Origin of the sequence: Salinicola lusitanus, from assembly GCF_003206045.1 — a bacterium.
GTDB lineage: Bacteria > Pseudomonadota > Gammaproteobacteria > Pseudomonadales > Halomonadaceae > Salinicola > Salinicola lusitanus.
Genome location: NZ_PZJM01000010.1, coordinates 63986 through 90574 on the forward strand (window position 1 = coordinate 63986; position 26589 = coordinate 90574).

General features: G+C 66.5%; 26 protein-coding genes. 15 read left to right on the forward strand and 11 right to left on the reverse strand.

Annotated elements, in window-relative coordinates:
- Positions 1-9: 9 nt before the first annotated feature.
- The 9 genes from DOM45_RS16295 (at position 10) to tilS (ending at position 11056) form a co-directional block, all read left to right on the forward strand.
- Positions 10-513: an OmpH/Skp family outer membrane protein gene (locus DOM45_RS16295; protein ID WP_110602239.1), complete on the forward strand. Its 504-nt coding sequence runs from the start codon at positions 10-12 to the stop codon at positions 511-513.
- 22 nt (positions 514-535) lie between these two features.
- Positions 536-1576, forward strand: a complete 1041-nt coding sequence (gene lpxD, locus DOM45_RS16300; RefSeq protein ID WP_110602240.1) for a UDP-3-O-(3-hydroxymyristoyl)glucosamine N-acyltransferase — start codon at positions 536-538, stop codon at positions 1574-1576.
- Between the two features lie 149 nt (positions 1577-1725).
- Positions 1726-2169 (forward strand): 3-hydroxyacyl-ACP dehydratase FabZ, encoded by a 444-nt coding sequence (gene fabZ / locus DOM45_RS16305; RefSeq protein WP_110602242.1) that lies wholly within the window; start codon positions 1726-1728, stop codon positions 2167-2169.
- Positions 2166-2933, forward strand: coding sequence for an acyl-ACP--UDP-N-acetylglucosamine O-acyltransferase (gene lpxA, locus DOM45_RS16310; protein WP_110602244.1), 768 nt, complete (start codon positions 2166-2168; stop codon positions 2931-2933). Before fabZ ends, lpxA begins: the two co-directional genes overlap by 4 nt.
- Before the next feature lie 10 nt (positions 2934-2943).
- Entirely contained in the window at positions 2944-4113 is a 1170-nt protein-coding gene (gene lpxB, locus DOM45_RS16315; protein ID WP_110602246.1) for a lipid-A-disaccharide synthase, read from the forward strand.
- An 8-nt stretch (positions 4114-4121) separates the two neighbouring features.
- Positions 4122-4745, forward strand: a complete 624-nt coding sequence (rnhB, locus tag DOM45_RS16320; RefSeq protein ID WP_425353339.1) for a ribonuclease HII — start codon at positions 4122-4124, stop codon at positions 4743-4745.
- A 162-nt stretch (positions 4746-4907) separates the two neighbouring features.
- A complete protein-coding gene (gene dnaE / locus DOM45_RS16325; RefSeq protein ID WP_110602249.1) occupies positions 4908-8417 on the forward strand; it encodes a DNA polymerase III subunit alpha in 3510 nt (1169 codons plus the stop codon).
- Positions 8418-8540: 123 nt separating this feature from the next.
- Positions 8541-9497 (forward strand): acetyl-CoA carboxylase carboxyl transferase subunit alpha, encoded by a 957-nt coding sequence (gene accA, locus DOM45_RS16330; protein ID WP_110602251.1) that lies wholly within the window; start codon positions 8541-8543, stop codon positions 9495-9497.
- Between the two features lie 245 nt (positions 9498-9742).
- Positions 9743-11056, forward strand: coding sequence for a tRNA lysidine(34) synthetase TilS (gene tilS / locus DOM45_RS16335; RefSeq protein WP_110602252.1), 1314 nt, complete (start codon positions 9743-9745; stop codon positions 11054-11056).
- Positions 11057-11069: 13 nt separating this feature from the next.
- On the opposite strand, the gene DOM45_RS16340 is transcribed toward tilS, so the two are convergent.
- Positions 11070-12578 carry a Ppx/GppA phosphatase family protein gene (locus tag DOM45_RS16340; protein WP_110602254.1) on the reverse strand — a complete coding sequence of 503 codons (1509 nt, stop codon included), beginning with the start codon at positions 12576-12578 and terminating at the stop codon, positions 11070-11072.
- A 191-nt stretch (positions 12579-12769) separates the two neighbouring features.
- Here DOM45_RS16340 and DOM45_RS16345 point away from each other — a divergent pair, with 191 nt between their 5' ends.
- The 5 genes from DOM45_RS16345 to folM all read left to right on the forward strand — a co-directional run bounded on the left by DOM45_RS16345 (position 12770) and on the right by folM (position 18199).
- Positions 12770-13102 carry a thioredoxin domain-containing protein gene (locus tag DOM45_RS16345; RefSeq protein ID WP_110602256.1) on the forward strand — a complete coding sequence of 111 codons (333 nt, stop codon included), beginning with the start codon at positions 12770-12772 and terminating at the stop codon, positions 13100-13102.
- 581 nt (positions 13103-13683) lie between these two features.
- Entirely contained in the window at positions 13684-14943 is a 1260-nt protein-coding gene (rho, locus tag DOM45_RS16350; protein ID WP_110602257.1) for a transcription termination factor Rho, read from the forward strand.
- A gap of 222 nt (positions 14944-15165) precedes the next feature.
- Positions 15166-16683, forward strand: a complete 1518-nt coding sequence (ubiD, locus tag DOM45_RS16355; RefSeq protein WP_110602259.1) for a 4-hydroxy-3-polyprenylbenzoate decarboxylase — start codon at positions 15166-15168, stop codon at positions 16681-16683.
- Positions 16684-16703: 20 nt separating this feature from the next.
- On the forward strand, positions 16704-17510 hold the full coding sequence (locus tag DOM45_RS16360; RefSeq protein ID WP_110602311.1) for an FAD-binding oxidoreductase: 807 nt from the start codon (positions 16704-16706) through the stop codon (positions 17508-17510).
- Positions 17507-18199: a dihydromonapterin reductase gene (gene folM, locus DOM45_RS16365; protein ID WP_110602260.1), complete on the forward strand. Its 693-nt coding sequence runs from the start codon at positions 17507-17509 to the stop codon at positions 18197-18199. The genes DOM45_RS16360 and folM overlap by 4 nt, the downstream gene beginning before the upstream one ends.
- 47 nt (positions 18200-18246) lie before the next feature.
- Here the strand turns inward: folM and DOM45_RS16370 are convergent, their stop codons facing one another.
- Positions 18247-18954, reverse strand: coding sequence for an anti-sigma factor (locus tag DOM45_RS16370; protein WP_110602261.1), 708 nt, complete (start codon positions 18952-18954; stop codon positions 18247-18249).
- Positions 18933-19487: a sigma-70 family RNA polymerase sigma factor gene (locus tag DOM45_RS16375; RefSeq protein ID WP_110602264.1), complete on the reverse strand. Its 555-nt coding sequence runs from the start codon at positions 19485-19487 to the stop codon at positions 18933-18935. Before DOM45_RS16375 ends, DOM45_RS16370 begins: the two co-directional genes overlap by 22 nt.
- A 404-nt stretch (positions 19488-19891) precedes the next feature.
- On the opposite strand from DOM45_RS16375, the gene DOM45_RS16380 reads away from it, so the two are divergent.
- The gene (locus tag DOM45_RS16380) at positions 19892-20956 is read left to right on the forward strand and encodes a 3-deoxy-7-phosphoheptulonate synthase (RefSeq protein WP_110602312.1); all 1065 of its coding nucleotides are present in this window, start codon (positions 19892-19894) and stop codon (positions 20954-20956) included.
- 37 nt (positions 20957-20993) lie between these two features.
- On the opposite strand, the gene DOM45_RS16385 is transcribed toward DOM45_RS16380, so the two are convergent.
- From DOM45_RS16385 to gspG, 8 genes are read right to left on the reverse strand one after another with little or no spacing between them, the layout of a single operon-like run.
- Positions 20994-21716, reverse strand: coding sequence for a hypothetical protein (locus DOM45_RS16385; RefSeq protein WP_110602265.1), 723 nt, complete (start codon positions 21714-21716; stop codon positions 20994-20996).
- Entirely contained in the window at positions 21716-22258 is a 543-nt protein-coding gene (locus DOM45_RS16390) for a hypothetical protein (protein WP_110602267.1), read from the reverse strand. Before DOM45_RS16390 ends, DOM45_RS16385 begins: the two co-directional genes overlap by 1 nt.
- Positions 22255-23577 (reverse strand): type II secretion system protein GspL, encoded by a 1323-nt coding sequence (locus tag DOM45_RS16395; protein WP_110602269.1) that lies wholly within the window; start codon positions 23575-23577, stop codon positions 22255-22257. Before DOM45_RS16395 ends, DOM45_RS16390 begins: the two co-directional genes overlap by 4 nt.
- A complete protein-coding gene (gspK, locus tag DOM45_RS16400; protein WP_110602270.1) occupies positions 23577-24668 on the reverse strand; it encodes a type II secretion system minor pseudopilin GspK in 1092 nt (363 codons plus the stop codon). The genes DOM45_RS16395 and gspK overlap by 1 nt, the downstream gene beginning before the upstream one ends.
- Positions 24665-25273: a PulJ/GspJ family protein gene (locus tag DOM45_RS16405; protein WP_110602272.1), complete on the reverse strand. Its 609-nt coding sequence runs from the start codon at positions 25271-25273 to the stop codon at positions 24665-24667. The genes gspK and DOM45_RS16405 overlap by 4 nt, the downstream gene beginning before the upstream one ends.
- Positions 25270-25662 carry a type II secretion system protein gene (locus DOM45_RS16410; RefSeq protein WP_110602273.1) on the reverse strand — a complete coding sequence of 131 codons (393 nt, stop codon included), beginning with the start codon at positions 25660-25662 and terminating at the stop codon, positions 25270-25272. Before DOM45_RS16410 ends, DOM45_RS16405 begins: the two co-directional genes overlap by 4 nt.
- Positions 25659-26135, reverse strand: a complete 477-nt coding sequence (locus DOM45_RS16415; protein WP_157958457.1) for a GspH/FimT family pseudopilin — start codon at positions 26133-26135, stop codon at positions 25659-25661. The genes DOM45_RS16410 and DOM45_RS16415 overlap by 4 nt, the downstream gene beginning before the upstream one ends.
- Positions 26132-26572, reverse strand: coding sequence for a type II secretion system major pseudopilin GspG (gene gspG, locus DOM45_RS16420; RefSeq protein WP_110602276.1), 441 nt, complete (start codon positions 26570-26572; stop codon positions 26132-26134). Before gspG ends, DOM45_RS16415 begins: the two co-directional genes overlap by 4 nt.
- Between the last annotated feature and the right edge of the window lie 17 nt (positions 26573-26589).

Sequence of the window (26589 nt, forward strand, 5' to 3'; positions counted from 1 at the left end):
AGATGCCGCATGCGCAAGATAGCAGGAGTTCTGGGGCTAGGTTTGTTGACGATGGTTTCCGTTCCGGCGATGGCGACGGAGGTGGGCGTTCTCGATTGGCGCGAAGCGTTGATGTCTTCCAATTCCGCCCAGGCCTCGATGAACCAGCTGAAGAACCGCATCAGCGCCCAGCAGCAGCAAGCGGAATCACTGAGCCAGGAGCTGCAGCAACTGCAGCAGCGCCTGCAGAAGGATGGCGACGTGATGTCGGAGTCCGAGCGCAACTCGGTGACCCAGCAACTGCGCCAGAAAGGCGGGCAGTTCCAGCAGTTGCGTGGACAGATCTCGCAGGCGCAGCAGCAGGCCGAGCAGCAGTACCTGAAAGGGGCCAAGCCCAAGCTGGACCAGGCGATTCAGCGGGTCGTCGACGAGCATGACCTGGATATGGTGGTCGATCGTGACGCGGTGGTCTACTCGGGCGACAGTCTCGATATCACCTCCGAAGTGACGAAGATCTTCAATTCGCTCAACTGATGATTCAATCCGGCGCCCGCTCATGAAGAGAGAGACTTCCCGCTCTTACACGCTCGGCGAACTCGCCGAGCGTCTGGATGCACGCCTGGTCGGCGACGCGGATCTGCGTGTCGACGGTCTGTCGACGCTGGCCGATGCCGGTCCGACGGATCTGGCGTTCCTAGCCAACCGGGCGTACCTGAAGTATCTGGCCGCGACCCGGGCCGGTGCCGTTCTGGTGCATCCCGCCCATGGCGAAAGCTGCCCGTGCCCCCGGCTGGAGCTGGACAATCCCTACCTGGGATACGCCAAGCTGTCGCGGTTGTTCGATCCGCTGGTCAACCAGGCTCTCCGTGGCGTGCATGCTACGGCCGTGGTCGCGCCGGGTGCCCGGCTTGGCGAGCGCGTCGAGATCGGTGCCCACTGCGTCATCGAGGACGGTGCCGATATCGCCGATGACTGCGTGATCGGCGCCGGCAGCTTCATCGGCGCCGACACCACGGTGGGCCGCGGCTCTCGACTGCATGCCAACGTCACGCTGTATCACGGCGTCATCGTCGGCGACCGCGCCATTCTCCACAGCGGCTGTGTCATCGGCGGGGATGGCTTCGGCTTCGCTCACGATGGCAAGCAGTGGGAGAAGATCGCGCAGCTGGGTGGCGTCGTGCTGGGCGAAGATGTCGAGGTGGGGAGCTGTTCGAGCATCGATCGTGGCGCGCTGGGAGACACCCTGATCGGCAACGGGGTCAAGATCGACTCTCAGGTCCAGATCGCCCATAACGTGCAGATCGGCGATCACAGCGCCCTGGCGGGATGTGTAGGCATCGCGGGCTCCACCAAGGTCGGTCGCCACTGTCTGCTCGGCGGCGGGGTGGGGCTCTCCGGCCATCTGACACTGGCCGACGGGGTTCAGGTGACCGGCATGAGCCTGGTCACCAATTCGATCCTCGAACCAGGGGTCTACTCTTCCGGTACCGGCTCGATGTCGAACAGTCAGTGGCGGAAGAACGCCGTACGCTTCAAGCAACTCGACGAAATCGCCAAGCGGCTGACGCGTCTCGAGCGGGATATCCGCGATAGCTGAAGGGCTCGTGGCCCAAGCCCCGTCGCGCGCCGAAAGACTGGCGGACACCCTTTGCGCCTGTATAATGCCCGCCCACACGGGTGAACGCCGTTTTGCCGCCCCGTGCCTGCCTTCATGGCGGGCATTTCGTTATTTCAGAGGTTGTATTGATGATCATGGACATCAACCAGATCCGCGAGTATCTACCGCATCGTTATCCATTTTTACTGGTAGATCGCGTGATGGAGATCACGATTGGCGAGTCGATCGTGGCGTACAAGAACGTCAGCATCAACGAACCTTTCTTCAATGGTCATTTCCCCCATCATCCGATCATGCCCGGTGTGCTGATCATCGAAGCGATGGCCCAGGCCTGTGGTATTCTCGGTTTCAAGACGGTCAACAAAATGCCGGCCGACGGCTATGTCTACTATCTCGTCGGCAGCGATAATGTCCGCTTCAAGCGCCCGGTGATGCCGGGCGATCAACTGCGGCTCGAGGCCAATGTCATCAAGGGCAAGCGAGGCATCTGGAAATTCGCCTGCCGGGCCACGGTTGGTGACGAACTGGCCTGCGAGGCGGAAATCATCTGCGCCGAGAGGAAAATCGCTTGATTCATCCCTCCGCCATCGTCGATCCCTCCGCCCGACTGGCTGACGACGTCGACGTCGGCCCCTTCAGCGTGATCGGACCCGACGTCGAGATCGATGCCGGTAGCGTCATTGGGCCGCACGTCGTGCTCAAGGGGCCGACTCGAATCGGCAAGCGCAATCGGATCTTCCAGTTCGCCTCGGTCGGGGAGGACTGTCAGGACAAGAAGTATGCCGGTGAGCCGACGCGGCTCGATATGGGTGACGACAACGTCGTGCGCGAGAGCGTGACGATTCACCGAGGCACCATCCAGGATCGCGGTGTCACCACCATCGGCGACCGCAATCTGTTCATGGCCTACTCTCACGTGGGGCACGACTGCCTGATCGGCAACGACTGCATCCTCGCCAACCAGGCGACCCTGGCCGGCCATGTGACCCTGGGTGATTTCGCCATCATCGGCGGCCTGTCGGCCATCCATCAGTTCGCCCACATGGGCGAGCATGCGATGGTCGGCGGATGCTCCGCGATCACCAAGGACATTCCGGCCTTCATCATGGTCAATGGCAATCCGGCCGCGCCTCACGGGCTCAACTCCATCGGCCTCAAACGCCGCGGTTTCTCGGTCGAGGCGATCAAGGCACTGGGTGAAGCGTATCGCCTGGTCTATCGCAAGGGGCTGACACTCGAGCAGGCCATTGGCGAGATCGAGAGCCGCTTCTCGCTCGACGAGACGCGGCGCTTCATCGACTCTCTCAAGGTTTCCCAGCGCGGTATCATCCGCTAGGAGCGGGCGGATGCGCGTCTATCTCGTGGCCGGGGAGCTGTCGGGCGACATTCTCGGCGCCGGCCTGATGCAGGCGCTCAGGCGTCGCCATCCCCGAGTCGAGTTCCGCGGCATCGGTGGCCCACGAATGCAGGCGCAGGGGCTCGAGTCGCTCTACCCGCTGGAGACCCTGTCGGTGATGGGCCTGGTCGAGGTGCTCAAGCATCTCCCCGGCCTGATCAAGGTGCGTCGTCATCTCAAGCGTGATGCCCTGGCCTGGCACCCCGACATCATGGTCGGCATCGATGCCCCGGACTTCAATATCGGCCTCGAGCGGCAACTGCACGACGCCGGTATCCGGACCGCGCATTACGTCAGTCCCTCGGTCTGGGCCTGGCGCCAGGGTCGCGTCAAGACGATTGCCAAGGCGGTCGACGGCATGCTCACCTTTCTGCCGTTCGAGGCCGACTTCTACGCCGAGCACCGTGTGCCGGTCGCCTATGTCGGCCATCCGCTGGCCGACGAGCTGCCGCTGGTCAACGATCGCGGCGCGGCGCGAAGGGGGCTCGGATTGGCTGAAGACATGGCGACCCTGGCTCTGCTGCCGGGGTCGCGCGGCAACGAGATCCGCTTCCAGGGTGAGCTGTTTCTGCGCGCGGCATCGATGCTGCGCCAGCGCCTGGGGATGTTGCAGGTAGCCATCCCCGCGGCCTCCCGGGAACGACAGCAGGAGCTCGAGGCCCTGTTGGCGAAGTTTCCCGACCTGGCCGCCGGCACGGTGATCGTCGAGGGCCGCTCGCGGGAAGTGATGACGGCTGCCGATGCGGTGCTGTTGACGTCCGGCACGGCGGCACTGGAGACGATGCTGTGCCATCGGGCCATGGTGGTCGCCTACCGCATGGCACCGGCGACCTACTGGCTGGCCCAGCGGCTGGTCAAGACGCGCTGGATCTCGCTGCCCAACCTGATCGCGCAGGAGACCCTGGTGCCTGAGCTGATCCAGGAGGCGGTGACCACCGAGTCGCTGGTCGAGACGCTGCTGCCCTGGTTCGAGGACGCCCGGCTGCGGTCGGCGCTCGAGCAGCGCTTCGCGGCGATGCACGCCGGACTGCAGCGCGGTGCCAGCGAGCGAGCCGCCGCCGCCATCACGTCACTTGCCGAGCACGGAACGCTGGACGCCGAGCCACGGAAGGGGGAATGAGAGAAACCGTGTCATCGAAATCTTTGCCATCCCTCTGGCCTGAGATCATCATCGAGTACGACGGGCACCTGATCGCCGGTGTCGACGAGGTGGGGCGAGGGCCGTTGGTCGGCTCGGTCGTGGCCGCCGCCGTCATCCTCGATCCCGGGCGTCCGATCGACGGGCTGACCGACTCCAAGTGCTTGAGTGCCGCGCGTCGCGAAGCGCTCGATCTCCGGATTCGCGAATGCGCGCTGGCGTTTTCGATAGCCGAGGCCTCGCCGCGGGAGATCGACTCGCTCAACATCTATCACGCCACGCATCTGGCGATGCGACGGGCGATCGATGCGCTGCCGACACCGGCCGAGTATCTGCTGGTCGATGGCAATCGGCTGCCCGGTCATGCCTGCCCGGGACAGGCCGTGGTCAAGGGCGATCTCCGGCATCCTGCCATCAGCGCGGCCTCGATTCTGGCCAAGGTGGCCCGGGATGCGCAGATGCTGGCCCTGGACGCGCGTCATCCGGAGTATGGATTCTGCCGTCACAAGGGGTATCCGACGCCGGAACATCTCGCGGCGCTGGCCCGACTGGGCCCGCTGACGGAGCATCGCAGCTCCTTCGCGCCCGTCAGAGAGCGGCTCGCCGGCGTGTGAGCGCTCGCCTTGATCGATAGGGCCATTGTGGCCCGTACCGCCTTTGGGCATGCTGGTCCTGCCGATGTGCCGGCCGCGTCGATGCGTCATGGCGTCGTCGGCCGCATGGCGGGATCGCATGCCCGATATCCGAATTCACTCGCCGCCTGACTCGAGTTCGTCATGACAACACCTTTCGTTCACCTTCGTGTCCATAGCGAATACTCTCTGGTCGATGGCCTGGTCCGGCTCAAACCGCTGATCAAGGCCACCGCCGAGGCCGGCATGCCGGCCGTGGCCGTGACCGACGACACCAATCTGTTCGGTCTGGTGAAGGTCTACAAGGCGGCCCAGGGGGCCGGCCTGAAGCCGATCATCGGCGCCGACCTGTGGCTGCACAACGCTCACGACGAGAGCCACCCCTATCGCCTGACGCTGCTGGCGATGGACGACACCGGCTATCGCAATCTGACCGAGCTGATCTCGCGGGCCTGGACCGACGGCCAGCGCCAGAACATGGCGATTCTCGACAAGGCCTGGGTCTTCGAGCAGAACGAGGGGCTGATCGCGCTGTCCGGCGCCCGGGAAGGGGAGATCGGGCGTTTCCTGATCGCCGAGCAGGTCACCACCGCGCGTCAACTGCTGGAGGAGTGGCAGCGGTATTTTCCCGGCCGCTTCTATCTCGAGCTCCAGCGTACCGGCCGCCAGTACGACGAGGAGTGCGTGCATCACTCCGTTCGGCTGGCCAGCGAGAGCGGCGTGCCGGTGGTGGCGACCAACGACGTGCGTTTTCTCGAGCGCGACGACTACTGGGCGCACGAGACCCGGGTCTCGATCGGGGAGGGCAAGGCGCTGGAGGATCCCCGCCGCGAGAAGCGCTACAGCGAAGAGCAGTATCTGAAAACGCCCGAGGAGATGGCCGAACTCTTCGCCGATATCCCCGAGGCGCTCGAGAACAGCGTGATGATCGCCGCCCGCTGCAGCGCCAGCGTGCGTCTGGGCGAGATATTCCTGCCCGAGTATCCGATTCCCGAGGGGCTGACCCAGGATCAATTCTTCCGCAAGATCTCCCATGACGGCCTGACCGATCGCCTGAACCAGCTGTTCGGCGGGGAGACGCCGATCTACCCCGGTCGCTCGCTGGCGGAGCATGAGCCGGAATACCGCAAGCGCCTCGATTTCGAGCTCGATATCATCCTCAAGATGGGGTTCCCCGGTTACTTCCTGATCGTGATGGACTTCATCCAGTGGGCCAAGGATAACGACATCCCCGTCGGTCCGGGGCGCGGTTCGGGGGCCGGCTCGCTGGTCGCCTACGTGCTCAAGATCACCGATCTCGACCCGCTGGAATACGACCTGCTGTTCGAACGCTTCCTCAACCCGGAACGTGTCTCGATGCCCGACTTCGATGTCGACTTCTGCATGGAGAAGCGCGACCGGGTCATCGATTACGTGGCCGATCGCTACGGCCGCAATGCGGTCTCGCAGATCGTCACCTTCGGCACCATGGCCGCCAAGGCGGTGGTCCGCGACGTGGCGCGTGCCCAGGGCAAGCCCTACTCGATGGGCGACAAGCTCTCCAAGCTGATCCCGTTCGAGGTCGGCATGACCCTGGCCAAGGCGATCGAGCAGGAGCCGCAGCTCAAGGAGTACCTCGAGTACGACGAGGAGGCCGCCGAAATCTGGGAGATGGCGCTCAAGCTCGAGGGCATCACCCGGGGGACCGGCAAGCACGCCGGGGGCGTCGTCATCGCCCCGACCAAGCTCACCGACTTCTCGCCGCTGCTGTGCGAGGAGAACGGTTCGGGGCTGGTGGTCCAGTTCGACAAGAACGACGTCGAGGACGCCGGGCTGGTCAAGTTCGACTTCCTCGGCCTGCGCACGCTCACCATCATCGACTGGGCGCTGGAGATGGTCGACGTGGTGCGCGCGCGTGATGGGGTCGGTCCGCTCGACATCAGCACCATCCCGCTCGACGACAAGCCGACCTTCGACATGCTCAAGAAGGCCGAGACCACGGCGGTGTTCCAGCTCGAATCGCGGGGCATGAAGGAGCTGATCAAGCGGCTGCAGCCGGACTCGCTGGAGGACATGATCGCCCTCGTCGCACTGTTCCGTCCGGGGCCGCTGCAATCCGGCATGGTCGATGACTTCATCAACCGTAAGCATGGCCGCGCCGAGCTGGCCTATCCCCACCCCGACTACCAGCATGAACTGCTCAAACCGGTACTGGAGCCGACCTACGGCATCATCCTCTACCAGGAGCAGGTGATGCAGATCGCCCAGGTCCTGGCCGGCTACACCCTGGGCCAGGCCGACATGCTGCGTCGTGCCATGGGCAAGAAGAAGCCGGAGGAGATGGCCAAGCAGCGCGCCGGCTTCATGGAGGGGTGCGCCAACAACGGCATCGACAAGGATCTGGCCGGCAACCTGTTCGACCTGGTGGAGAAGTTCGCCGGCTACGGCTTCAACAAGTCGCACTCGGCCGCCTACGGCCTCGTTTCCTACCAGACGGCGTGGCTGAAGGCGCATTACCCCGCGCCGTTCATGGCGGCGGTGCTCTCGACGGAGATGGACAACCTCGACAAGGTCGTGCCCTTGATCGAGGAGTGCCGCCATATCGGGCTCACGGTGACGCCGCCCAACGTCAACGTCGGCGCGTACAAGTTCACCGTCGACGAAGAGGGCCAGGTCGTCTACGGGCTCGGTGCCATTCGCGGCGTCGGCGAAGGGCCGATCGGCGCCATCGTCGAGGCGCGGGAAGCCGATGGCGGATTCTCCGACCTGTTCGATTTCTGTCGCCGCATCGACGGCAAGCGCATGAACAAGCGCACCCTCGAGGCGCTGATCCGCTCCGGCGCGCTGGATACGCTGGGGCCGTCGCGAGCGGTGCTGGCAGCCTCCCTGGATGCCGCCATCAAGGCCGCGTCGCAGAACCAGGCCAACCAGAACCTGGGGATGATGGACATGTTCGGCGAGGCGTTCGTCGACGCCGACGAGAACCAGGACATCTATGCCGACTACCGACACGCTCGGGACTGGAGCGACAAGGAGCGCCTGGCCGGCGAGAAGGATACGCTCGGGCTCTATCTCACCGGCCACCCGATCGACGAGTACGAGCACGAGCTCAAGCGCTTCGTGGCGACTCGGATCGTCGATCTCAAGCCGTCGCGGGAGCCCCAACGGGTCGCCGGGCTGGTCGTCGCGATGCGGACCATGAAGTCCAAGCGTGGCGACACCATGGCGTTCGTCACTCTCGATGATCGAACGGGCCGGATCGAGGCGTCGCTGTTCGGCGAGCTGTTCGACCAGGTGCGCGGAAAGCTGACCGCCGACCAGGTGCTGATCATCGAGGGCGAAGTCTCGAGCGATGACTACTCCGGCGGTTTGCGTCTGCGCAGTAAGGACGTCACCCTGATGGCCGACGCCCGCGCTCGCTTCGGCGAGGCGGTGGAGCTGTCCGTCGACGGCGGTCGACTCAACGGGCGTTTCTCCCGCACCCTGCACGACAGCCTTTCGCCGTGGCTGAGCGACTCCGGTCTGCCGGTACGGGTGCGCTATCGTAACGCCAAGGCCAGCGGCTGTTTCGAGCTCGCTGCCTCGTGGAAGGTGTCACCCAGCGATGAGTTGATGACGGCACTTCGCGAGGTCGAGGGCTATGAAAACGTCGCGTTACGCTACCGTGGCGGCTGACTGCGCACCGGGGGCGGTTGTTTGCCAACATCCGTGAAGGTGCGATAATCATCCGTTTCGCGGCACGCCAGTCGCCGGTATTTCAGAAATCGAAGCTTGCCAGGATCACACAGTAGAAGCTCTATGAATCCCAATTACCTAGACTTTGAACAACCGATTGCCGAACTTCAGGCCAAGATCGAAGAGCTGCGTCTGGTCGGTAACGATAGCCGCATCAGCCTGAGTGACGAGATCGGCAAGCTCGAAGAGAAGAGCCGCAAGCTCACCGAGCAGATCTTCCGCGACCTGACCGCCTGGCAGGTGACGCAGCTGTCGCGGCATCCGCAGCGGCCCTACACGCTCGACTATCTCGCCAGCATCTTCACCGACTTCGACGAGCTGCACGGCGATCGCCATTTCGCCGACGACGCGGCGCTGGTGGGTGGCGTGGCGCGTCTCGACGACAAGCCGGTGATGATCATCGGTCACCAGAAAGGCCGCGACGTGAAGGAGAAGGTGCGACGCAACTTCGGCATGCCGCGCCCCGAAGGCTACCGCAAGGCGTGCCGTCTGATGGAGATGGCCGAGCGCTTCAAGATGCCGGTACTGACCTTCATCGACACGCCCGGCGCCTATCCCGGGATCGATGCCGAGGAGCGCGGCCAGTCGGAAGCGATCGCCTACAACCTGGCGGTGATGTCGCGCTTGAAGACGCCGATCATTTCCACCGTCATCGGCGAGGGCGGTTCCGGCGGGGCGCTGGCCATCGGGGTCTGCGACGAGCTGCAGATGCTGCAGTACTCCACCTATTCGGTGATCTCGCCGGAAGGCTGTGCCTCGATCCTGTGGAAGAGCGCCGAGAAGGCCTCCGAAGCGGCCCAGGCGATGGGGATCACCGCCGAGCGGCTGAAGGAACTGGGCTTCGTGGATACCCTGATCGACGAGCCGCTGGGTGGCGCCCACCGCAATCCGCGCAAGACCGCCGACAAGTTGAAGGAAGCGCTGACGGGCAGTCTGGATCGGCTGCAGGCGATGGATACCGAGACGTTGCTCGAACGGCGCTATGGACGACTGATGTCCTACGGTGCTCCTGCCGCTTGATGGTGCTCCCGCGCTCGCCCACCCGGCATTGAGTCGGCGCGCCGAGGACTGGCCCGGAGGGCGAGCGTAACGAGTCGACCGGCAAGGCAGGCTCATTGATACCCACGTCAATCCGCTGCCTTGCCGGTTTCCGTCTTCCGCCCTGTTCGGACTTTGCTGGGCGCCTATCCTCCTGGACCTCCAGTCCCGGCGAGAATTCCCCGCCATACGCCAGGCACCCTCACCCCGGCACGCAGGAGGCCGCCGTGCGATCCTCCCTCGAAGCGATTCTCGATAGCACCCTGGCGGATCATGTGCCGGGCAGTAGCGTATGGGTGGCGCTCTCCGGTGGTCTCGACTCCTCGCTGCTGTTGCACGTCGTGGCGCCACTGGCGCGCCGGCGCGGCATCGAGCTGCGGGCGATTCATGTCAACCATGGCCTGCAGGCGGCGGCGGACGGTTTCGAGACCCACTGCCGTGCGCTGTGCCGGGCGCTGACGGTGCCACTGAGTGTGGCCCGGGTCGAGGTGGAACCGTCGGGGCGGGGCGTAGAGGCCGCCGCCCGGGAAGCCCGTTACCGGGCGTTCGCCGAAACGCTCGCTGCCGGCGACCGGCTGTGGCTGGCGCACCACGCTGACGATCAGGCCGAGACATTGCTGTTGGCGGCGCTGCGGGGCAGTGGCGTGCGAGGTCTGGCGGGCATGCCGCCAACCCGCGAATGGCGGGGAATCCGGATCGAGCGACCCTGGTTGGCCCTGTCTCGTGCCGACCTCGTGGTTGAGGCCCGACGCCGGGAGATCGTCTGGTGCGATGACCCCACCAACGCCGAGATGGGGTTCGATCGCAACTATCTGCGCGCTCACGCCATGCCGCCGCTGCGGTCGCGCTGGCCGAGGCTGGCCGAGGTCGTCGGGCGCAGCGCCGCGCATCTGCAGGAGGCCGACGAACTGCTGGGAGAGCTGGCGGCGATCGATCTCGTGGCGGCCGGTGGCGACCCGGAGCGCCTGCCGCTGACGACACTGCGAACCCTGACCCCGGCCCGCCTGCGCCTGCTGGTGCGCCATGCACTTCAATGGCAAGGGCTCCCCACTCCACCGACCACACGTCTCACGGAACTCGAACGCCAGTTGCACGCGGCGAGGGGGGACCGGTTGCCGGCCATCGCCTGGGCGGGGGGCGAGGCGCGCATCTGGCGCGATCATCTGTTTCTGATGGCGCCACCGGTGGCGATCGATTCCGACTGGCAGCGGCCGTGGGATGGCAGGGCGCCGCTCGAGACGCCCTGGGGTGTGCACTCATGGTCGCTCGGACCCTGGCCGCACGATCCGGCCAGGCCGGCGCTGCGAGTCGGCCTGCGCCGAGGCGGCGAGACCATGCGCCTGGCCGGCCGGGGCAGGCGGGACATCAAGCGGCTGTTGCAGGAGGTCGGCATACCGCCCTGGCAGCGCGATCGGCTGCCACTGGTGTGGCATGGCGAGGAGCTCGTGGCCGTGCTGGGCGCGCTGACTGCCGAAGGATGGCGGCAGACGGCGCTGCCGACTCCGGCAGCGGTGGAAGCGCAGTCGGGAGACGACGGCTGAAGTGGCGCCGCGTTCAGACGTCGTAAGTCAGCGTCAGCCCGGCGGCCTTCTGGTATTCCGCCTCCTGTTCGAGGTCGTTGAGCAGTAGCGCCTGGAAACTGATCTCCGGTAGCGAGAGGTGCAGATCGTCACCTTTGCAGGCCAGCTGAAAATCCACCGGCGCCTGTTCCGGACGCGGATGATTGAGCATGACCGCCAGCCGCAGCAGGCGGGCCAGCCGGCAGTAGGCGGGCTGTATGGCGCTGGGCAGCGCCTCCAGTTCCTTGTGGGCGAACTTGCGTCGATGCGCCCGGACCAGAAAGGCCAGCGCCTGCTGCTCTGGCCGCGAGAAACCGGTCAGGTCGGAGTATTCGATGAGATAGGCCCCATGGCGATGGAACTGGCTATGGGAGATCGCCAGGCCGATCTCGTGCAGCTGGGCCGCCCAGATCAGGAACAGCCGCTGCTCCTCACCGAGGGCCCATGCTTCGCTAACCTGGTCGAATGCGACCATGGCGGTTTCCATCACGTGGTCGGCATGGGAGGCCTCGACGCTGTAGCGCCGCATCAGCAATTCCACGCTGTGACGGCGGGAATCCTCCGGAGTGCTGCGGCCGATCAGGTCGAACAGCACGCCTTCCCGCAGCGCGCCATCGGAATAGCGCATCCGCTGGAGGTCGAAGGCTTCGAACACCGCGCAGAGGATGGCGACACCCGCCGGGAAGACCCGCGCCCGGTCCTCCTTCAGACCTTCCATGGCGACCTTGTCCAGTTGACCGAAGCCGATCAGTCGCTTCCGCAGTTTCATCAGTGCGTCGCGTTCGATCAGCGTGGCGTCCCCGTCGCCTCGTGCTCCGAGCACGGCCGCCACCGCCTTGATCGTGCCGCTGGAACCGATCGGGTCCTGCCATCCCAGCCGGCAGTACTGGCGCTGGATGTTGGCCAGCTCGGACAGCGCGGCCATCTCGGCGCGTCGGAAACGCTTCTCGCTGAGCTCCCCACTGGCGAAGAACGCGCCGGTGTAGGCGACACAGCCCATGTGGAGGCTCTCCAGCGCCTGCGGTTCGAAATCCTCGCCGATGATGAACTCGGTGGAGCCGCCGCCGATATCGACGATCAGGCGTCGGCCGTGGACTTCGGCCAGCGCGTGGGCGGCCCCCAGGTAGATCAGGCGTGCCTCTTCACGACCGCCGATGATCTCGATCGGATGGCCGATCAGGGCCTCGGCACGATCGATCAGGGCGCGCGCGTTGCGGGCCGAGCGGAGCGCATTGGTGCCGACGATACGCAGGTCGGCGGCGGCGACGCCGGCAACGAAGGGGGCGAAGCGTTCCAGACACGCCAGCGCTCGATCCATGGCGGCGTCGGTGAAGTTCTCCTGATCGTCCAGCCCGGCTGCGAGCTGGACCTTCTCGCCCATCTTGGCGACGACCTGCAGCTGGCTGTCCTGATAGTTGGCCACCAGCAGGTGAAAACTGTTGGAACCGAGATCGATGGCGGCCAGACGGCGCGTCGCGTCTGTGGCGGTCGACTTCCCGCTCATGGCGTGGCGTCCTCGAAGGCTGGCGTAAAGACGTGGGTGTCCGCAGGGCAGCGGTGACGCCATGTCGTTACTGGCATCCAGGGCCCTGCGTCGGGTGGCTCAAGATTGCGGTGGGGGCGTGGCCTTGTCAATCGCCGGGGCGGCAGGCATGCTGCCAGGCGAGGTCACTTTCACGAGCGGGACGGAGGCTCATGCAGTCAGCGCGGCGTCATCTCAATAGCGAGACTTTCGAGCAGCAGCGCGAAGCGCGGGAGTCGCCTTGGCTGGCGATCTTCGTTGCCGACTGGTGTCAGCCCTGCGAAACGCTGTTGTCGCGGCTCTCCTCGGTCTCTCACGAGTCGATCCGCGATTTACCGGTGGGCGTGGTGGATGTGGACCGCGAGCCGACACTGGCCGAACGGTACGGGGTCAAGGGGACGCCCACGCTGATTCTGTTCGTCGACGGGGAGCCTCGACTGACGCGGGTCGGAGCCTTGTCGGAATCGCAGCTGCTGCAGGTGGGCGAGGAGTGTACGCGCCATTAGGCTGGCTACGACGACTGCGCGTGCCTGGCGATACCGCGTTGGAAGTCAGCTCGATGTACGCGTCGATACCCGCGCTGGGGAGGCCTGCCCGGTCCGGTTGCGCCGTTTTTTTAACGGATCTGGTCATCGCACGCCGATTTCCTTGGCTGGCCTGGACAGCGGCACTTGATCTTATGACCCACGACCTCCATATTCGTGACTTGCTTTCGGAAGATAGCTTGTCTACCATCTGGACGTTCGCCTGTTCCGAATGCTTCTTGACCGCGTCGCGGTCCCCCAAGTCGTCAGTCAATCCCAGTACCGATTTTCGGCCAACGCCGATCTTTGGATAGCGACCACTCTTTCGGATGACTCTTTCCGCGAGATTGCAGGCGAATCGAATCGCTCTCCCGGCACCTTACGTCACACGCCAAGTCGGCATCCCGACCTGGTTGATGGCAGGTCCAACAGACCATGCGAAGCGCCTAGCTTCTGGGACGACTGAACGCGCCGCGCGGCATTTGAACTGACCGCCTCTTGTCCTTCTTTTCTATCTCGGCAAAAGTCATTGCCTGCGACACGAGCCCTCTCTGACCGAACTCATGAATCTAACCGAACTCAAGCAAAAATCCGTTCCTGAACTGCTGGATATCGCCCGCGAGATGGGCATCGACAATCTGGCGCGCTCACGCAAGCAGGACATCATCTTCGCCATCCTGAAGAAGCACGCCAAGAGCGGTGAAGACATCTACGGCGATGGCGTCCTGGAGATTCTGCAGGACGGATTCGGTTTCCTGCGTAGCGCCGACTCCTCCTATCTGGCCGGCCCCGACGACATTTATGTCTCTCCCTCCCAGATTCGCCGCTTCAATCTGCGCAAGGGCGACTCGATCTCCGGCAAGATCCGGCCGCCGAAAGAGGGTGAGCGCTATTTCGCGCTGTTGAAAGTCAACGAGATCAATTTCGACAAGCCGGAAAACGCCAAGCACAAGATTCTATTCGAGAACCTGACGCCGCTGTTCCCGCAGGAACGGATGGTGATGGAGATCGGCAACGGCTCCACCGAGGACATCACCGCCCGCGTGATCGATCTCACGGCGCCGATCGGCAAGGGCCAGCGTGGCCTGATCGTGTCGCCGCCCAAGGCCGGTAAGACCTTGATGCTGCAGAACATCGCCACCTCGATCACCCGCAACAACCCCGAATGTCACATGATCGTGTTGCTGATCGACGAGCGGCCGGAAGAGGTGACCGAGATGTCACGCACGGTGCGCGGCGAAGTCGTGGCCTCGACCTTCGACGAACCGCCGGCGCGTCACGTCCAGGTCGCCGAGATGGTGATCGAGAAAGCCAAGCGGCTGGTCGAGCACAAGAAGGACGTGGTCATCCTGCTCGACTCCATCACCCGTCTGGCACGTGCCTACAACACCGTCGTGCCCTCCTCCGGCAAGGTGTTGACCGGTGGTGTCGATGCCCATGCGCTCGAGAAGCCCAAGCGCTTCTTCGGTGCCGCACGTAACATCGAAGAGGGCGGCAGCCTGACCATCCTCGCCACGGCGCTGGTCGATACTGGTTCGAAGATGGATGAAGTGATCTTCGAGGAGTTCAAGGGCACCGGCAACATGGAAGCCCATCTGGACCGGAAGCTGGCGGAGCGTCGCGTCTATCCGGCCTTCAATATCCGCCGCTCGGGCACACGTCGCGAGGATCTGATCGCGTCCGAGGAAGAGATGCAGCGGATGTGGATTCTGCGCAAGCTGCTCAACCCGATGGATGATGTGGCCGCCACCGAATTCCTGATCGATCGTCTCAAGGATACCAAGACCAATCTTGAATTCTTCGAAGCCATGAAAAGACGTTGATTCGGGCTGGCTGCACTCGATGATACTGTGTTGGAAAATCGCTCAAGCTGCTCATTTACTCTCGTAAACTCCGCGCTCTCGCGATTTTCCGCCCTGTCTCATCGTCGTTCGCTCACCCGGCTCTCAACGTTTCATGAGATCTTTGGGACAAAGCAGAAAATAGAGGGCAGCATGTTATGCTGCCCTCTTTGCGTTCTTGGATAGCGGGATGCGGGCAACGGTATGAAATATCACGATTTACGGGATTTCATCGCGGCGCTGGAGTCACGCGGTGAACTCAAGCGTGTCACGGTGGAGGTGGATCCCTATCTGGAGATCACCGAGATCTGCGACCGCACCCTGCGCGCCGGCGGGCCCGCGCTGCTGTTCGAGAACGTCAAGGGCAGTGACATGCCGGTGCTGGGGAATCTGTTCGGCACCCCCCAGCGGGTCGCCTTCGGCATGGGCCAGGAGAGTGTCGAAGCGCTGCGGGAGGTGGGCAAGCTGCTGGCGTTCCTGAAGGAGCCCGATCCGCCCAGGGGGCTGAAGGACGCCTGGGAGAAGCTGCCGATCTTCAAGCAGGTCATGAGCATGGGACCCAAGACATTGCGCTCCGCGCCGTGTCAGCAGGTGGTGCTCGAAGGCGAGGATGTCGACCTCGACCGCCTGCCGATTCAGCACTGCTGGCCCGGTGACGTCGCACCACTGGTGACCTGGGCGCTGGTGGTGACCAAGGGGCCGCACAAGGCGAGGCAGAATCTGGGCATCTACCGTCAGCAGAAGCTCGGCAAGAACCGGTTGATCATGCGCTGGCTCTCCCACCGCGGCGGGGCGCTCGATTTCCGCGAATGGCAGCAGGCCCATCCCGGCGAGCCGTTCCCGGTGGCGGTGGCGCTGGGCGCCGACCCGGCGACTATCCTCGGCGCGGTGACCCCGGTACCCGATACCCTCTCCGAGTACGCCTTCGCCGGTCTGCTGCGGGGATCCCGCACCGAGCTGGTCAAGTGCGGCCACGCCGATCTGGAAGTCCCGGCCTCCAGCGAGATCGTGCTCGAGGGCTACATATATCCCGACGACATGGCGCCGGAGGGTCCCTACGGCGACCACACCGGCTACTACAACGAGGTCGAGCAGTTCCCGGTCTTCACCGTCGAGCGCATTACCCATCGGCGGGATCCGATCTACCATTCGACCTATACCGGCCGGCCGCCGGACGAACCCGCCGTGCTTGGCCTGGCGCTCAACGAAGTGTTCGTGCCGATTCTGTGCAAGCAGTTTCCCGAGATCGTCGACTTTTACCTGCCGCCGGAGGGGTGTTCCTACCGCATGGCGGTGGTCACCATGAAGAAGCAGTATCCCGGCCATGCCAAGCGCGTGATGATGGGCGTCTGGAGTTTCCTGCGCCAGTTCATGTACACCAAGTTCGTGATCGTGCTGGACGACGATGTCGACGCGCGTAACTGGGAGGACGTGATCTGGGCCATCACCACGCGCATGGACCCGGCGCGGGACACGGTGATGGTGGAGAACACCCCGATCGACTATCTCGATTTCGCCTCGCCGACGGCCGGTCTGGGGTCCAAGATGGGATTGGACGCCACCAACAAGTGGCCTGGCGAGACGAGTCGCGAGTGGGGCGAGCCCATCGTCATGGACCCGGCGATCAAATCGCGGGTCGACGAGCGCTGGGAAAGCTACGGTATCGATGTGCCGGTACTGCCGGCACGAGTGGGAAAGTCGAACGAAGACGGGGCGGCATGACGGCAAGCAACGAGGTGAACATGACGGTCAGAACTTTGACCTGCCAAGTGGAGTCCGTCGAGGATCTGACGCCCGATGTGTTCCGGGTGATACTGGAAGGACGTGCCGAGGCGATCGCGCATGCCCCCGGGCAGTATCTCGAGCTGGAACTGCAACCTGATACGTGGGTGCCTTTTTCGATCGCCTGTGCCGAGAACGGCGACGGGCGGCTGGAGTTGCATATTCAGCACTGGCCCGAGCGCACCCACTCGGCACGTCTGCGGGAGCTTTTGACCCACCGCAACCGGCTGTCGGTGCGGTTGCCAAGCGGCGAGTGCACGCTCCCCGCCGGGCGGTCGGAACCCCTGCTGCTGATTGCGGCGGGCACCGGTTTCGCCCAGATCAAGGCCATCGTCGAGGCGGCGTTGACCGAAAAACCCGATCGGGAGATATCGATCTGGTGGGCGGTGCGCGAGCGTCGCGATCTCTACGCCGAGACCCTGGCCCGGGAGTGGGCACTGAAGCATTCGAGCCTGACCCTCCACGCCGTGGTCGAGACACCGGAAGCCTCGCTCGAGAGCCTGCCCGGCATTCGCTGGCACACCGGGCGCGTCGATCAGGTGCTGGCCGCCGAGATCCAGACCCTCGACGGCGTCGAGATTTATCTGGCCGGCTCCCCCGGCATGGTGTACGCCTGCGTCGACACCCTGGCGCCGCTGGGGCTGGTGGCAGAGCAGGTCCACTCCGACGTCTTCAGCTACGCCCCCCGCGTGCCCTTTCTGCCGCTGCCGGAAGCCGACCCCGAGACGGCGCCGCTCAGCCCCGGCGAGGAGAAGGAGCGCCCGTGAGCCAGTCCCCGATCCTGATCACCGGCGGAACGCAACGCCTGGGGCGTCACTGCGCCGAGCGGCTGCTCGACGACGGCCATCCGGTGATCGTCACCTATCGGCGAGAGCGGGAGACACTGTCGCGGTTACGCGAGCGGGGCGCGGTGACACTGGTGGCGGATTTCGGCAGCGAAGCCGGGATTCTCGATTTCATTGCCCGTCTCCGGGACAGCACCCCGAGTCTGCGCGCCATCATCCACAATGCCGGCGAGTGGCTGTCGGATCCCGAGCCCGAGGCAGCGGGAGCCACCTTCGAGCGCCTGTTCCGGGTTCACATGCAGGCCCCGTACCTGATCAATCTGCATGCCAGGAGCCTGCTGGAAGCCTGCCAGGAGCCGCAGCGCGATATCGTGCATATCACCGATAGCGTGGTGCGACGCGGCGCAGCGGGACAGGCCGCCTACGCGGCGACCAAGGCGGGGCTCGAGAGCCTGACCCGGTCGCTTGCGGTACAGTTCGCGCCGCGAATTCAGGTCAACGCCATCGCACCCGGGCTCGTGATGCTGGGCGACGGCGAGGGAGACCGCGACGAGGGCGAATGGCGAGTGCCGGGCCCGGGCGTCATCTACCAGACGCTACGTTATCTGCTCGACAACGACTTCGTCACCGGGACGGTGGTGCCGGTCGACGGTGGCCGTAGCCTGGTCTGAAGCCGGCCGCCCCGGCGGGATCGAGCGACCGGGATCACCGCCTCGCGCTACAGCGAGACGGTATCGCTGCGAATCTGTACCAGTTTGCCCGCGTCGATCACCGGGCCGGTCGGTTTGCCGCCTGGCGCACCCTCCCTGGGTTCCATGCTCACCGCGAAATCGGCGGTTTTCATCAGCCCCAGCATCTTGGCAGGCAATTGCATGGTGGCTTCGCCATGGTTCGGCAGCATGCCCAACGATACCGGCGTCCCGTTCTCCATCATCCATAGCTCACCGCCCTTGTCTTCCGGCATCGGCTCCGGCGATATCGCCTGCACCATCATCTTGCCGTTGAGCGTGGCGTTCAGGATCCAGGCCGTCTGACCGTTGGGCTGGTTGATCACGAAGACATACTCGCCCGGCATCATGGCCGGTCCCCGCGGTACCAGTGCCACGATCGCCAGGATCAGTGCCGCTGCGGTAGCGATGCCGCTGAACGCGCGCCAGAAATCCAGCCGTTGCAACGGCCCCGTCCGCAGTCCCAGGCGCGCCGCGATATCCGGCCAGACCCTTTTGGGCGGTGCGACGGGCTCCAACTGCTGGTTGAGGAGCTGCAGCCGTTCCCGCCAGGCTTCGACGCTGTGCTGGAGATCCGCGCTGACCGCCAGCAGGGCCTCGAATTCGGCCCGCTGGGCGCCCGTCAGGGTGCCCAGGACATATTCCCCGGCAGCCACCTCGCGCTCCTCGGGATCGGTCAGGCGAAACGTGTCATGCATGCTTTCAATCTCTCCAGGCCTCTTCGGACCCAACTCTTGACGGTGCCCAGCGGCGTGCCCAGATGGGATGCCAGGTCGTGGTGGGTCAGACCCTCGAAAAATGCCAGCTCGAGCGCCTGACGCTGCTGCATCGTCAATTCGGTCAAGCAGTGTTGCAGCGACTCCGCCTGCTGATGGATGTCGCTCTCGCTCTCGAGATCCGATTCGCCCGGCAGCGTCTCGATGATGGCGTCGCCGTCGGCCTCCTGCGGCCGCTGGCGCCTGAGCCAGTCGATACCGATGTTGCGCGTCAGCGTCGACAGCCAGGTCATCGGCCTGGCGCGGTCGGCATCGTACTGGCCGGCCACCTGCCATACGCGGAGGTAGACGAGTTGCAGACAGTCCTGAGCTGCTGCTTCCTGCCTGACGATACGCAGCAGCTGCGCATATAGATGCGGGCTGGTCGCGCGGTAGAGCTTTTCGAATGCAGGACCATCGCCGCGGGCGCAAGCCTGGAGATTGTCGATCAGCACGTCATGGGGCGGGTAGGCCATGAAAGTCCTTTGTATTCTTTCTTTTTCTTGATTGGCAGTCTCGTCAACGAGTCCGAACAAGTAAAGCCTGAAGCGAAACCGTTCACGGTTTGGCATCAAAAGACTTGTCAAACCGTGTCGCCACGTTAGGATAGAGGCACGATCTACGCGAGAGAGCCCATGACTTCCAACCCCGCCATCCACGCTGCCGCTGCTGCCGATCTCTTCGGCGGTGCTGTCGCGTATGCGGGCTTTGGTTTCGGTTATGGCTACTGGTTTAGGACTGGCGTGCCCGTCGGTCGGTCGACATGACCTGAACCCGCGAGGCACGCCCCACCAGGGCTGCCTTCCGCGTATCGAGAACCCCCGGAGCAGCCCGCCGGGGGTTCTCGCGTTTCAGGCCCCAACCCTGGAATGAGATGATGATGAACGCCGTGACATCTGCCCTGAAGCCTGCCGCCGAGAGCGCCCCGCGTCGGCGTGAACTGACCCTGCCCAGCGCCGCCGAACTGCGCGCGGCGATCCCCCTGGAGCCTGTGCTCGCCGCGCGTATCGAGCGTCAGCGCGAAGCCATTCGTGATGTCCTCACCGGGCGCGACGAGCGCCTGCTGGTGGTGGTCGGCCCGTGCTCGATCCATGACCCCGACGCCGCGCTGGAGTACGCCGAGCGTCTGGCCGCGCTGCAGGCCAGCGTGGCCGATCGCCTGCTGCTGGTGATGCGCGTCTACGTCGAGAAGCCGCGCACCACGGTGGGCTGGAAGGGGCTGGCCTACGACCCGCACCTGGATGGCAGCGACGACATGGCGGCGGGCCTGGCCAGCGCCCGGCGGCTGATGCGCGATGTCGCCGCGCTGGGCCTGCCGGTGGCCACCGAGCTGTTGCAGCCGATGGCCGCGGCCTACTTCGATGATCTGCTGAGCTGGGTCGCGATCGGCGCGCGCACCACCGAGTCGCAGATCCACCGCGAGCTGGCCAGTGGGCTCGACGCCTGCGTCGGCTTCAAGAATGGCACCCAGGGCAATGTCGACGTGGCGGTGGCGGCGATGCAGTCGGCGGCGCATGCGCATCGCCACTTTGGGGTCACCGCCGAGGGCACGCCGGCGATGATCGAGACCCCCGGCAACCCCTTCACCCATCTGGTGCTGCGCGGCGGCCAGGCCGGCCCCAATCACGATGCCGCCAGTATTGCCGCCAGCCGCCGTGTGCTGGAGCAGGCCGGGCTGACGCCGCGGCTGATGGTCGACTGCAGCCACGCCAATTCGCGCAAGGATCACCGCCGCCAGACCGAGGTGCTGCACAGCGTGGTCGACCAGCGTCTGGCCGGCGAGCATGCGCTGATGGGGGTGATGCTCGAAAGCCACCTCTTCGAGGGCAAGCAGCCGCTCAACCCGGCCGCCCTGCGCTACGGTGTCTCGATCACCGATGCCTGTCTGGGCTGGGAGACCACTGAGCAGCAGCTCATCCGGGCTGCCGAACGGCTACGCGGCTGACGAGCCCGCGGTTCACGCAGGCGTTATCCAGAAACCGCTACCAGCGGAAGCGCTGCTCGATACGCTCGCCGCGGGCGTCGGGGTCCAGGCGTCGACGCCACTCGGCCAGCGGATGGCTGTCGGCGATGCGGCCGCGTAGCTCGCCCTGGCCGCCGTTGGCGCCAGGCGTCAGCGAGAGTGCCAGATCCTGACCCTGTTCCAGGTTCAGCCGCAGCCGGGGCGCACCGTCACCGCACTCTAGCTGCAGCCGGGCATGGCCCAGCGAGACCCGGGTCGGGGTGAGCAACATGACATCCGATGCCGTCAGCGCGCCGTGACTGGCGAGACAGCGGGTGCCGCGCAGGGTGACATCCAACTGCCCCTCCCAGCGCGCCGCCAGCGCCAGCGGCAGGCGCGAGAGATCGAGCGCATCGAGATCGCCACCGGTGAGCGTCCAGTGGGTGTCGAGGCCGCGCCAGACGCCGCGGGCGTGCCAGGCGCCACTGCCTTCACCCAGGGTCAGCGCGAGTTGCCCGGGCCAGGCCAGTTTCCAGTCGAGGGGCCCCAGCGCCAGCGGCCAGCCAGCGGCGCGCCAGGCGATGCGCGCCACGCGGCCCGTCGCCAGCGTCCCCGAGGGGGCGGCCAGGGTGACGTCCCGGGCCACCGCCGCCTGCGGGCCGAAGGTCGTCAGCGGCCATGTCAGAACCAACGTCGAGACGAAGACGAGGGCCACCGTCAGCCCCGCGCCGAGCCTGCCCAGCACAACGAACCTGCGTCTCATCAGGGGCTCTCCGTTGCGCTGGCGCGGGTATCCAGCGGCTTCGATCCCGCCCCCGGCGCTGATGCCGACTCCGCTCCTGACTCTGGCTCAGATGCCGGCCTTTCGAGCTGACTGCGCCAGTGCGCTGCCAGCGCCAGACTGCGCCCATCGCGGCGTTCGAGCTGCCACGCCACCGCCCACCAGCCGCGCTGCGCCGCCCAGCGCGCGAACTCGCTGAGCGCCGCGGGGGAGGCCGCCTCGCCGCGGGTCACGACGCTGTCGTCATGCGTTTCGATACGGGTCAGTGCCAGGCCATGTTCCACCGCGGCGCTGCGCCATTGCTCGACGCTCACCGCTTCGATCGGTGGCAGCCGCAGCAGGCTCGGCGCCGACCTCGCCGCGGTGAACGGCTCGTCATCTGCGGGCAGATGCGTCAGCGCGGCGTGGCCGGCGTAGGCCAGCACGCCGACCAGTGCCAGTATCAGCAGACCCTTCTCCCGCCCCGAGCGCGCCATCCACAGCGGCGCCAGGCGAGCGGGCAGGCGCAAGGTGAATCGGCTCATGGGCTAGGCTCCAGAGCGTTGGCGGTCAGGGGCAGCGCCAGGCTGAGCTCGCCCGGCCCTGGCTGCCACTGCGCCTCGCCCAGCGTGGCGAGAGCCTGGCGGGCCCGGTTCACCACCACCGGCGCCGGCGGCTCGGGGTAGCGCCAGGTCAGGCTCGCCCGGGTGCCGGTGACCGCCAGCCGTGATAGCTGCCAGGGCGTGGCGGCGAGCTGTGCCGTAGCCGTTGCCAGGGCCTCGCTGAGCTGGCGATTGCGCCGGGCCAGGGCGTCGATGGCGTCAGCACGAGTGGCCAGCGCCGCCTGGGCGTCCACCGGCGGTGGGCCGGCGAAGCGCGCTGCCAGCGCTGCCGCCTGTTGCTGCCCGGCCGCGGCCTCTGCGCGCCAGGTCGTGGCTAGCCACAGCGAGGCGTCGAGCAGTGCCAGCAGCGCGATGGCCCCCGCCAGCCAGCGTGTACGTCGCTGCGGCTGCCAGTTGATCCCTGGCCGGCGCGCGCCGCTGTCATCGGCGAACGGCAGCGCGGCGGGGGGGCTCGCCGCCAGCCAGGTGAGGCTGCGGCGCCGGGCCTGCTCGGCGGCCGCTTCGCCGCCAGCGTTCCTGTCGTCGTCTCTTTCGCCATCGCCTCGGTGGTCGTCGCACGGTCGCGGCTGGCCGGTGTCGCCATGGGTATCGGCATCGGTATCGATGGCGCCATCGACCACCTGGCAGTCGCGCTCGCGCCAGGACGGCGGCAGCGGCCAGTCGCGCGGCCAAGCCAGCCACTGGCGAGTCTCCGGCGCACCCGGCGCTGCGGGTGCGGCCAGCCCCAGACACAACCGGTGGCTGCCGTCGTCGAGTGTGGTGATCTGATCCGGCGCCGCCGGCTGCGGCAGTGCCAGGAAGGCGCAGCTCCAACCCGCCGGGGCCAGACCGAGGCGCTGCGCCCAGGCGCGCCAGGCGGCGAGCTCGGCCCGCGGCAAGGCGATCAGTTCCAGGTGGCCGCGGCCGCGCTGCAGCGGATGCAGATGGAGCTGATCCACCGCATCGCTGGTTACCGTCTCCAGCAGCAGCGGCCACTCGCGGCGCTTGAGCCCGCGCGGGGCGGCGAGATGGAAGTGGCTGACCGCGTCCGCCGGCAGCAGCAGGGTGACCGGGTGGCTGGCGGCCAGCCGCGTCAGCGCCTGCCACGCTTCGGGGGGGCTGGCGGCGCTCAGCGTCTGTGGGGTGGCGCCTTCGAGGCACCAGTCGATACCGGCCAGGGTGTCGTCGCCGGGGGCGAGGCGCTCGCGTGGGGCGACGAGCAGGCGGGCGGCGGCGCGCGCCGGGCGTCCGGGTCGGCGCATCAGGGCTGCTCCTGGGTGAAGAGATTGTCCGCCGCCGGATCGGCGGCGTCCGGGGATGTGGCGGTGAGCCGGTCGCTGGGGTAGCCGCTGCGGCGGCTCAGCACCCGCACCCGCGCGGCCGGCTGCAGCGGGTAGAAGGCGCTGGTGCCCTCGGCCAGCAGCAGGCGCTGGAAGTCGTAGTGCTGACCCGCCAGGCGGATGCGGATATCCAGCGCCACATAGTCCGGGGTCAGCCGCAGGCGGCCGCCGTAGCGGTCGAGCCAGGGCGCATCGCCGCCGAGCACCTGGCGCACCGCGTCGAGACTGGTGTAGCCCCCCGGCGGGCGGTCGCGCAGCAGCGTGGCCAGGGCGCCGCGATCGACCTGGCCCTCGAACAGCGCATCCAGCAGCGGCAGGTCGCCGGGCCCGAGGGCATTGAGATCGAGCCGCCAGGGGCCGTCGTCGGGCAGGGTGCAGAGCTCGCCGAAGCGGCCGACGCGGCGGCTGTCCAGAGGCGCCAGCCAGTTGATCTCGCTGGGATCGCGGAGCCAGGTGTCGGCGCTCGTCCGGGGCGGATCGAGGCGCGCATAGTCGGCGCCATCCATGCCGCCGACGCGGGAGAGGCTGTCGGCATCGATCCAGTCGGCGAGACGGGCGACGAACTCGCCCGGATTCATGTCGGTGAGGCGCTCGCCGGCGTAGTTGGCCACCCAGTAGCGCAGCTGCTGCTGGGCCAGTGCGGCCTGGCTGCCGCCGAGGGCGTTGAGGTTGAAGCAGGTGCGCAGGTCGTGCACCACCAGGTGCAGCTCGCCGGCGTCGGTGGGGTAGCGCAGCGGGCGCCCGGCCAGGGTCTGCCACCACAGATCGGCGTGACGCACCGCAGCGTCGGTGAGCGCGCGGCGGGCGATGATCTCCGCGCCGCGGGCGTAGAATTCGGCCTGGGTCTCCTGCTGCAGCAGTTCGAGACGGGTCAGCTCGCGCCGCCCCTGCAGCGTCAGCGCGCTCAGCGTGACGCTCACCAGCGCCAGCGCCAGCAGTACCATCAATAGCGCCGCCCCGCGCTGGCGCGGTGCCCCCGCGGGCTCACGCTGGGCTGGCGACGGCACGCTCATGGCAGCAGCTCCGGCAAGACCACGGTCAGCGTCACCGGTCGCCCATGGCGCTGCCACTGCACGCGCACGCCCTGGGCGATGCCGTTCGGCGGCGGTGAGGCGATCCAGCGTCCGGCGGAGAAGAACGCCAGCGTCAGCGCAGTGACGTCGTCGAGTGCCGCCACCCGTTGCCACTCGGGCTCCCCGGCGGCGTCGAGCAGCCCGCTGGAATCGAGCGTCAGGGTGGCGCCGTCGCGATCCCACTGCAGGCGTTGGCGACGCAGGCGGGTGTAGAAATCGCCCACCGGCAGCGCCACCGCGCCCAGCGAGACCCACTCCAGCCGTGCCAGATCGGCACGATAGGCCAGTGGCAGGTTGAACAGCGCCCGCCCCCCTGCGTGTATCGGGCGCTCTACCAGCGCCTCCAGACGCCGCGTGAGCAGGCGACTGAAGTCGATCTCCGCGTCCAGCGGCGCCGGTTCGGCGAAACGTTCGCGGGTACTCACCAGCTGATTGACCAGCGCCGCCACGCCGATGCCGACCAGCGCGGTCAGGGCGATGGCGATCATCACCTCGAGCAGGGTAAAGCCGCGCTGGTGCGGCGTCTTTGCGGCCAGCGTTCTCATGGCGGTGCCAGATAGAGGGTGAAGGTGAGGACCGGGTGTGTGCGGTCCGGGGCGTCGTAGAGCGCCAGGCGCCCCTGACGCAGGCGCTGGATCGGCGTGGCGCTCACCGTCAGGCGCCACCAGCAGGTGTGTCCCGCCTGGCTCAATTCGCCCTGCTGGGTGCCCAGGCGCGGCCAGTAGTGGTCGAGCGCCGCACGGCTTTCGAACTCCCGCGCGCACAGCAGCAGCGGCGCACGACGCGCCGCACTCTCGGCGATGCGCACGCGCTGCTGCACGCCCTGGGCGACGATCACCGCGATCAGCGCCAGGATGAACAGCGCCACCACCACCTCGAGCAGGGTGAAGCCGCGCTGGCATTGGGCCTTGCGGTAGCCGGGCCTGGCACTCATCGACCACTGCCTGTCACGCTGACCCCGAGCGCATCCACCGCCAGGGTACGGCTGGCGCCAGCGCCCGCCAGGCGGATATGCGCGCCCACCACCTCGCCGTCGGGCAGCCACACCAGCCAGGGCGTGGTGGTGTCGGCGGCCGGCGGCTGACGGCTGGGCTGCAGCGGCGGGTTCCAGCGCTGGGGGTCGAGCCCCAGGCGTTCGCCGAAGGGTTGCCAGCCGTGGCCGGGCTGCCAGCTGACGAAGCGGTAACCCTCGGCCAGCGGCTGCCAGCCGATCACCCGCTGGCGCGCCCGGGCCACATCCGCGGCCAGGCGGAAGGCGCCGGCCAGTTCGCGGGCCTCGCGGTCGAGCCGCTCGCCGGGGTGCGTACCTGCCAGCCAGGCCACGGCGAGGCTCGAGCCCAGGGCGATGATCACGATCACCACCAGCAGTTCGATCAGCGAGAAGCCCCGGGTGCCACGAGACCTCACAGCATCCAGTTGCCGATATCGGCATCGATGCCCTCGCCGCCGGGCTGGTTGTCGGCGCCCAGGCTGTAGAGGTCGACCCGGCCATGCTGGCCGGGGCTGGCGTAGTGATAGGGGTGGCCCCAGGGGTCCTCCGGCAGCCGCCGGATATAGCCGTCTTCGCGGTAGTTGTCCGGCTGCGGGTCGCTGGTGGGGGGGCTGACCAGCGCCGCCAGCCCCTGTTGGGTGGTGGGGTAGCGGTAGTTGTCGAGACGGTACATGTCGAGGGCCTGCTCGAGGGTCGAGAGATCGGCGCGCGCCTTCTGCCGCATGGCATCGTCCTGATTGCTCAGCACGTTGGGGGCGACGATCGCCACCAGCAGACCGATGATGAAGATCACCACCATGATCTCGAGCAGGGTGAAACCGGACTGGTGGCCGGGGCGGGGAGGGCGTGTCATAGCGTTTCCTCTCTTAT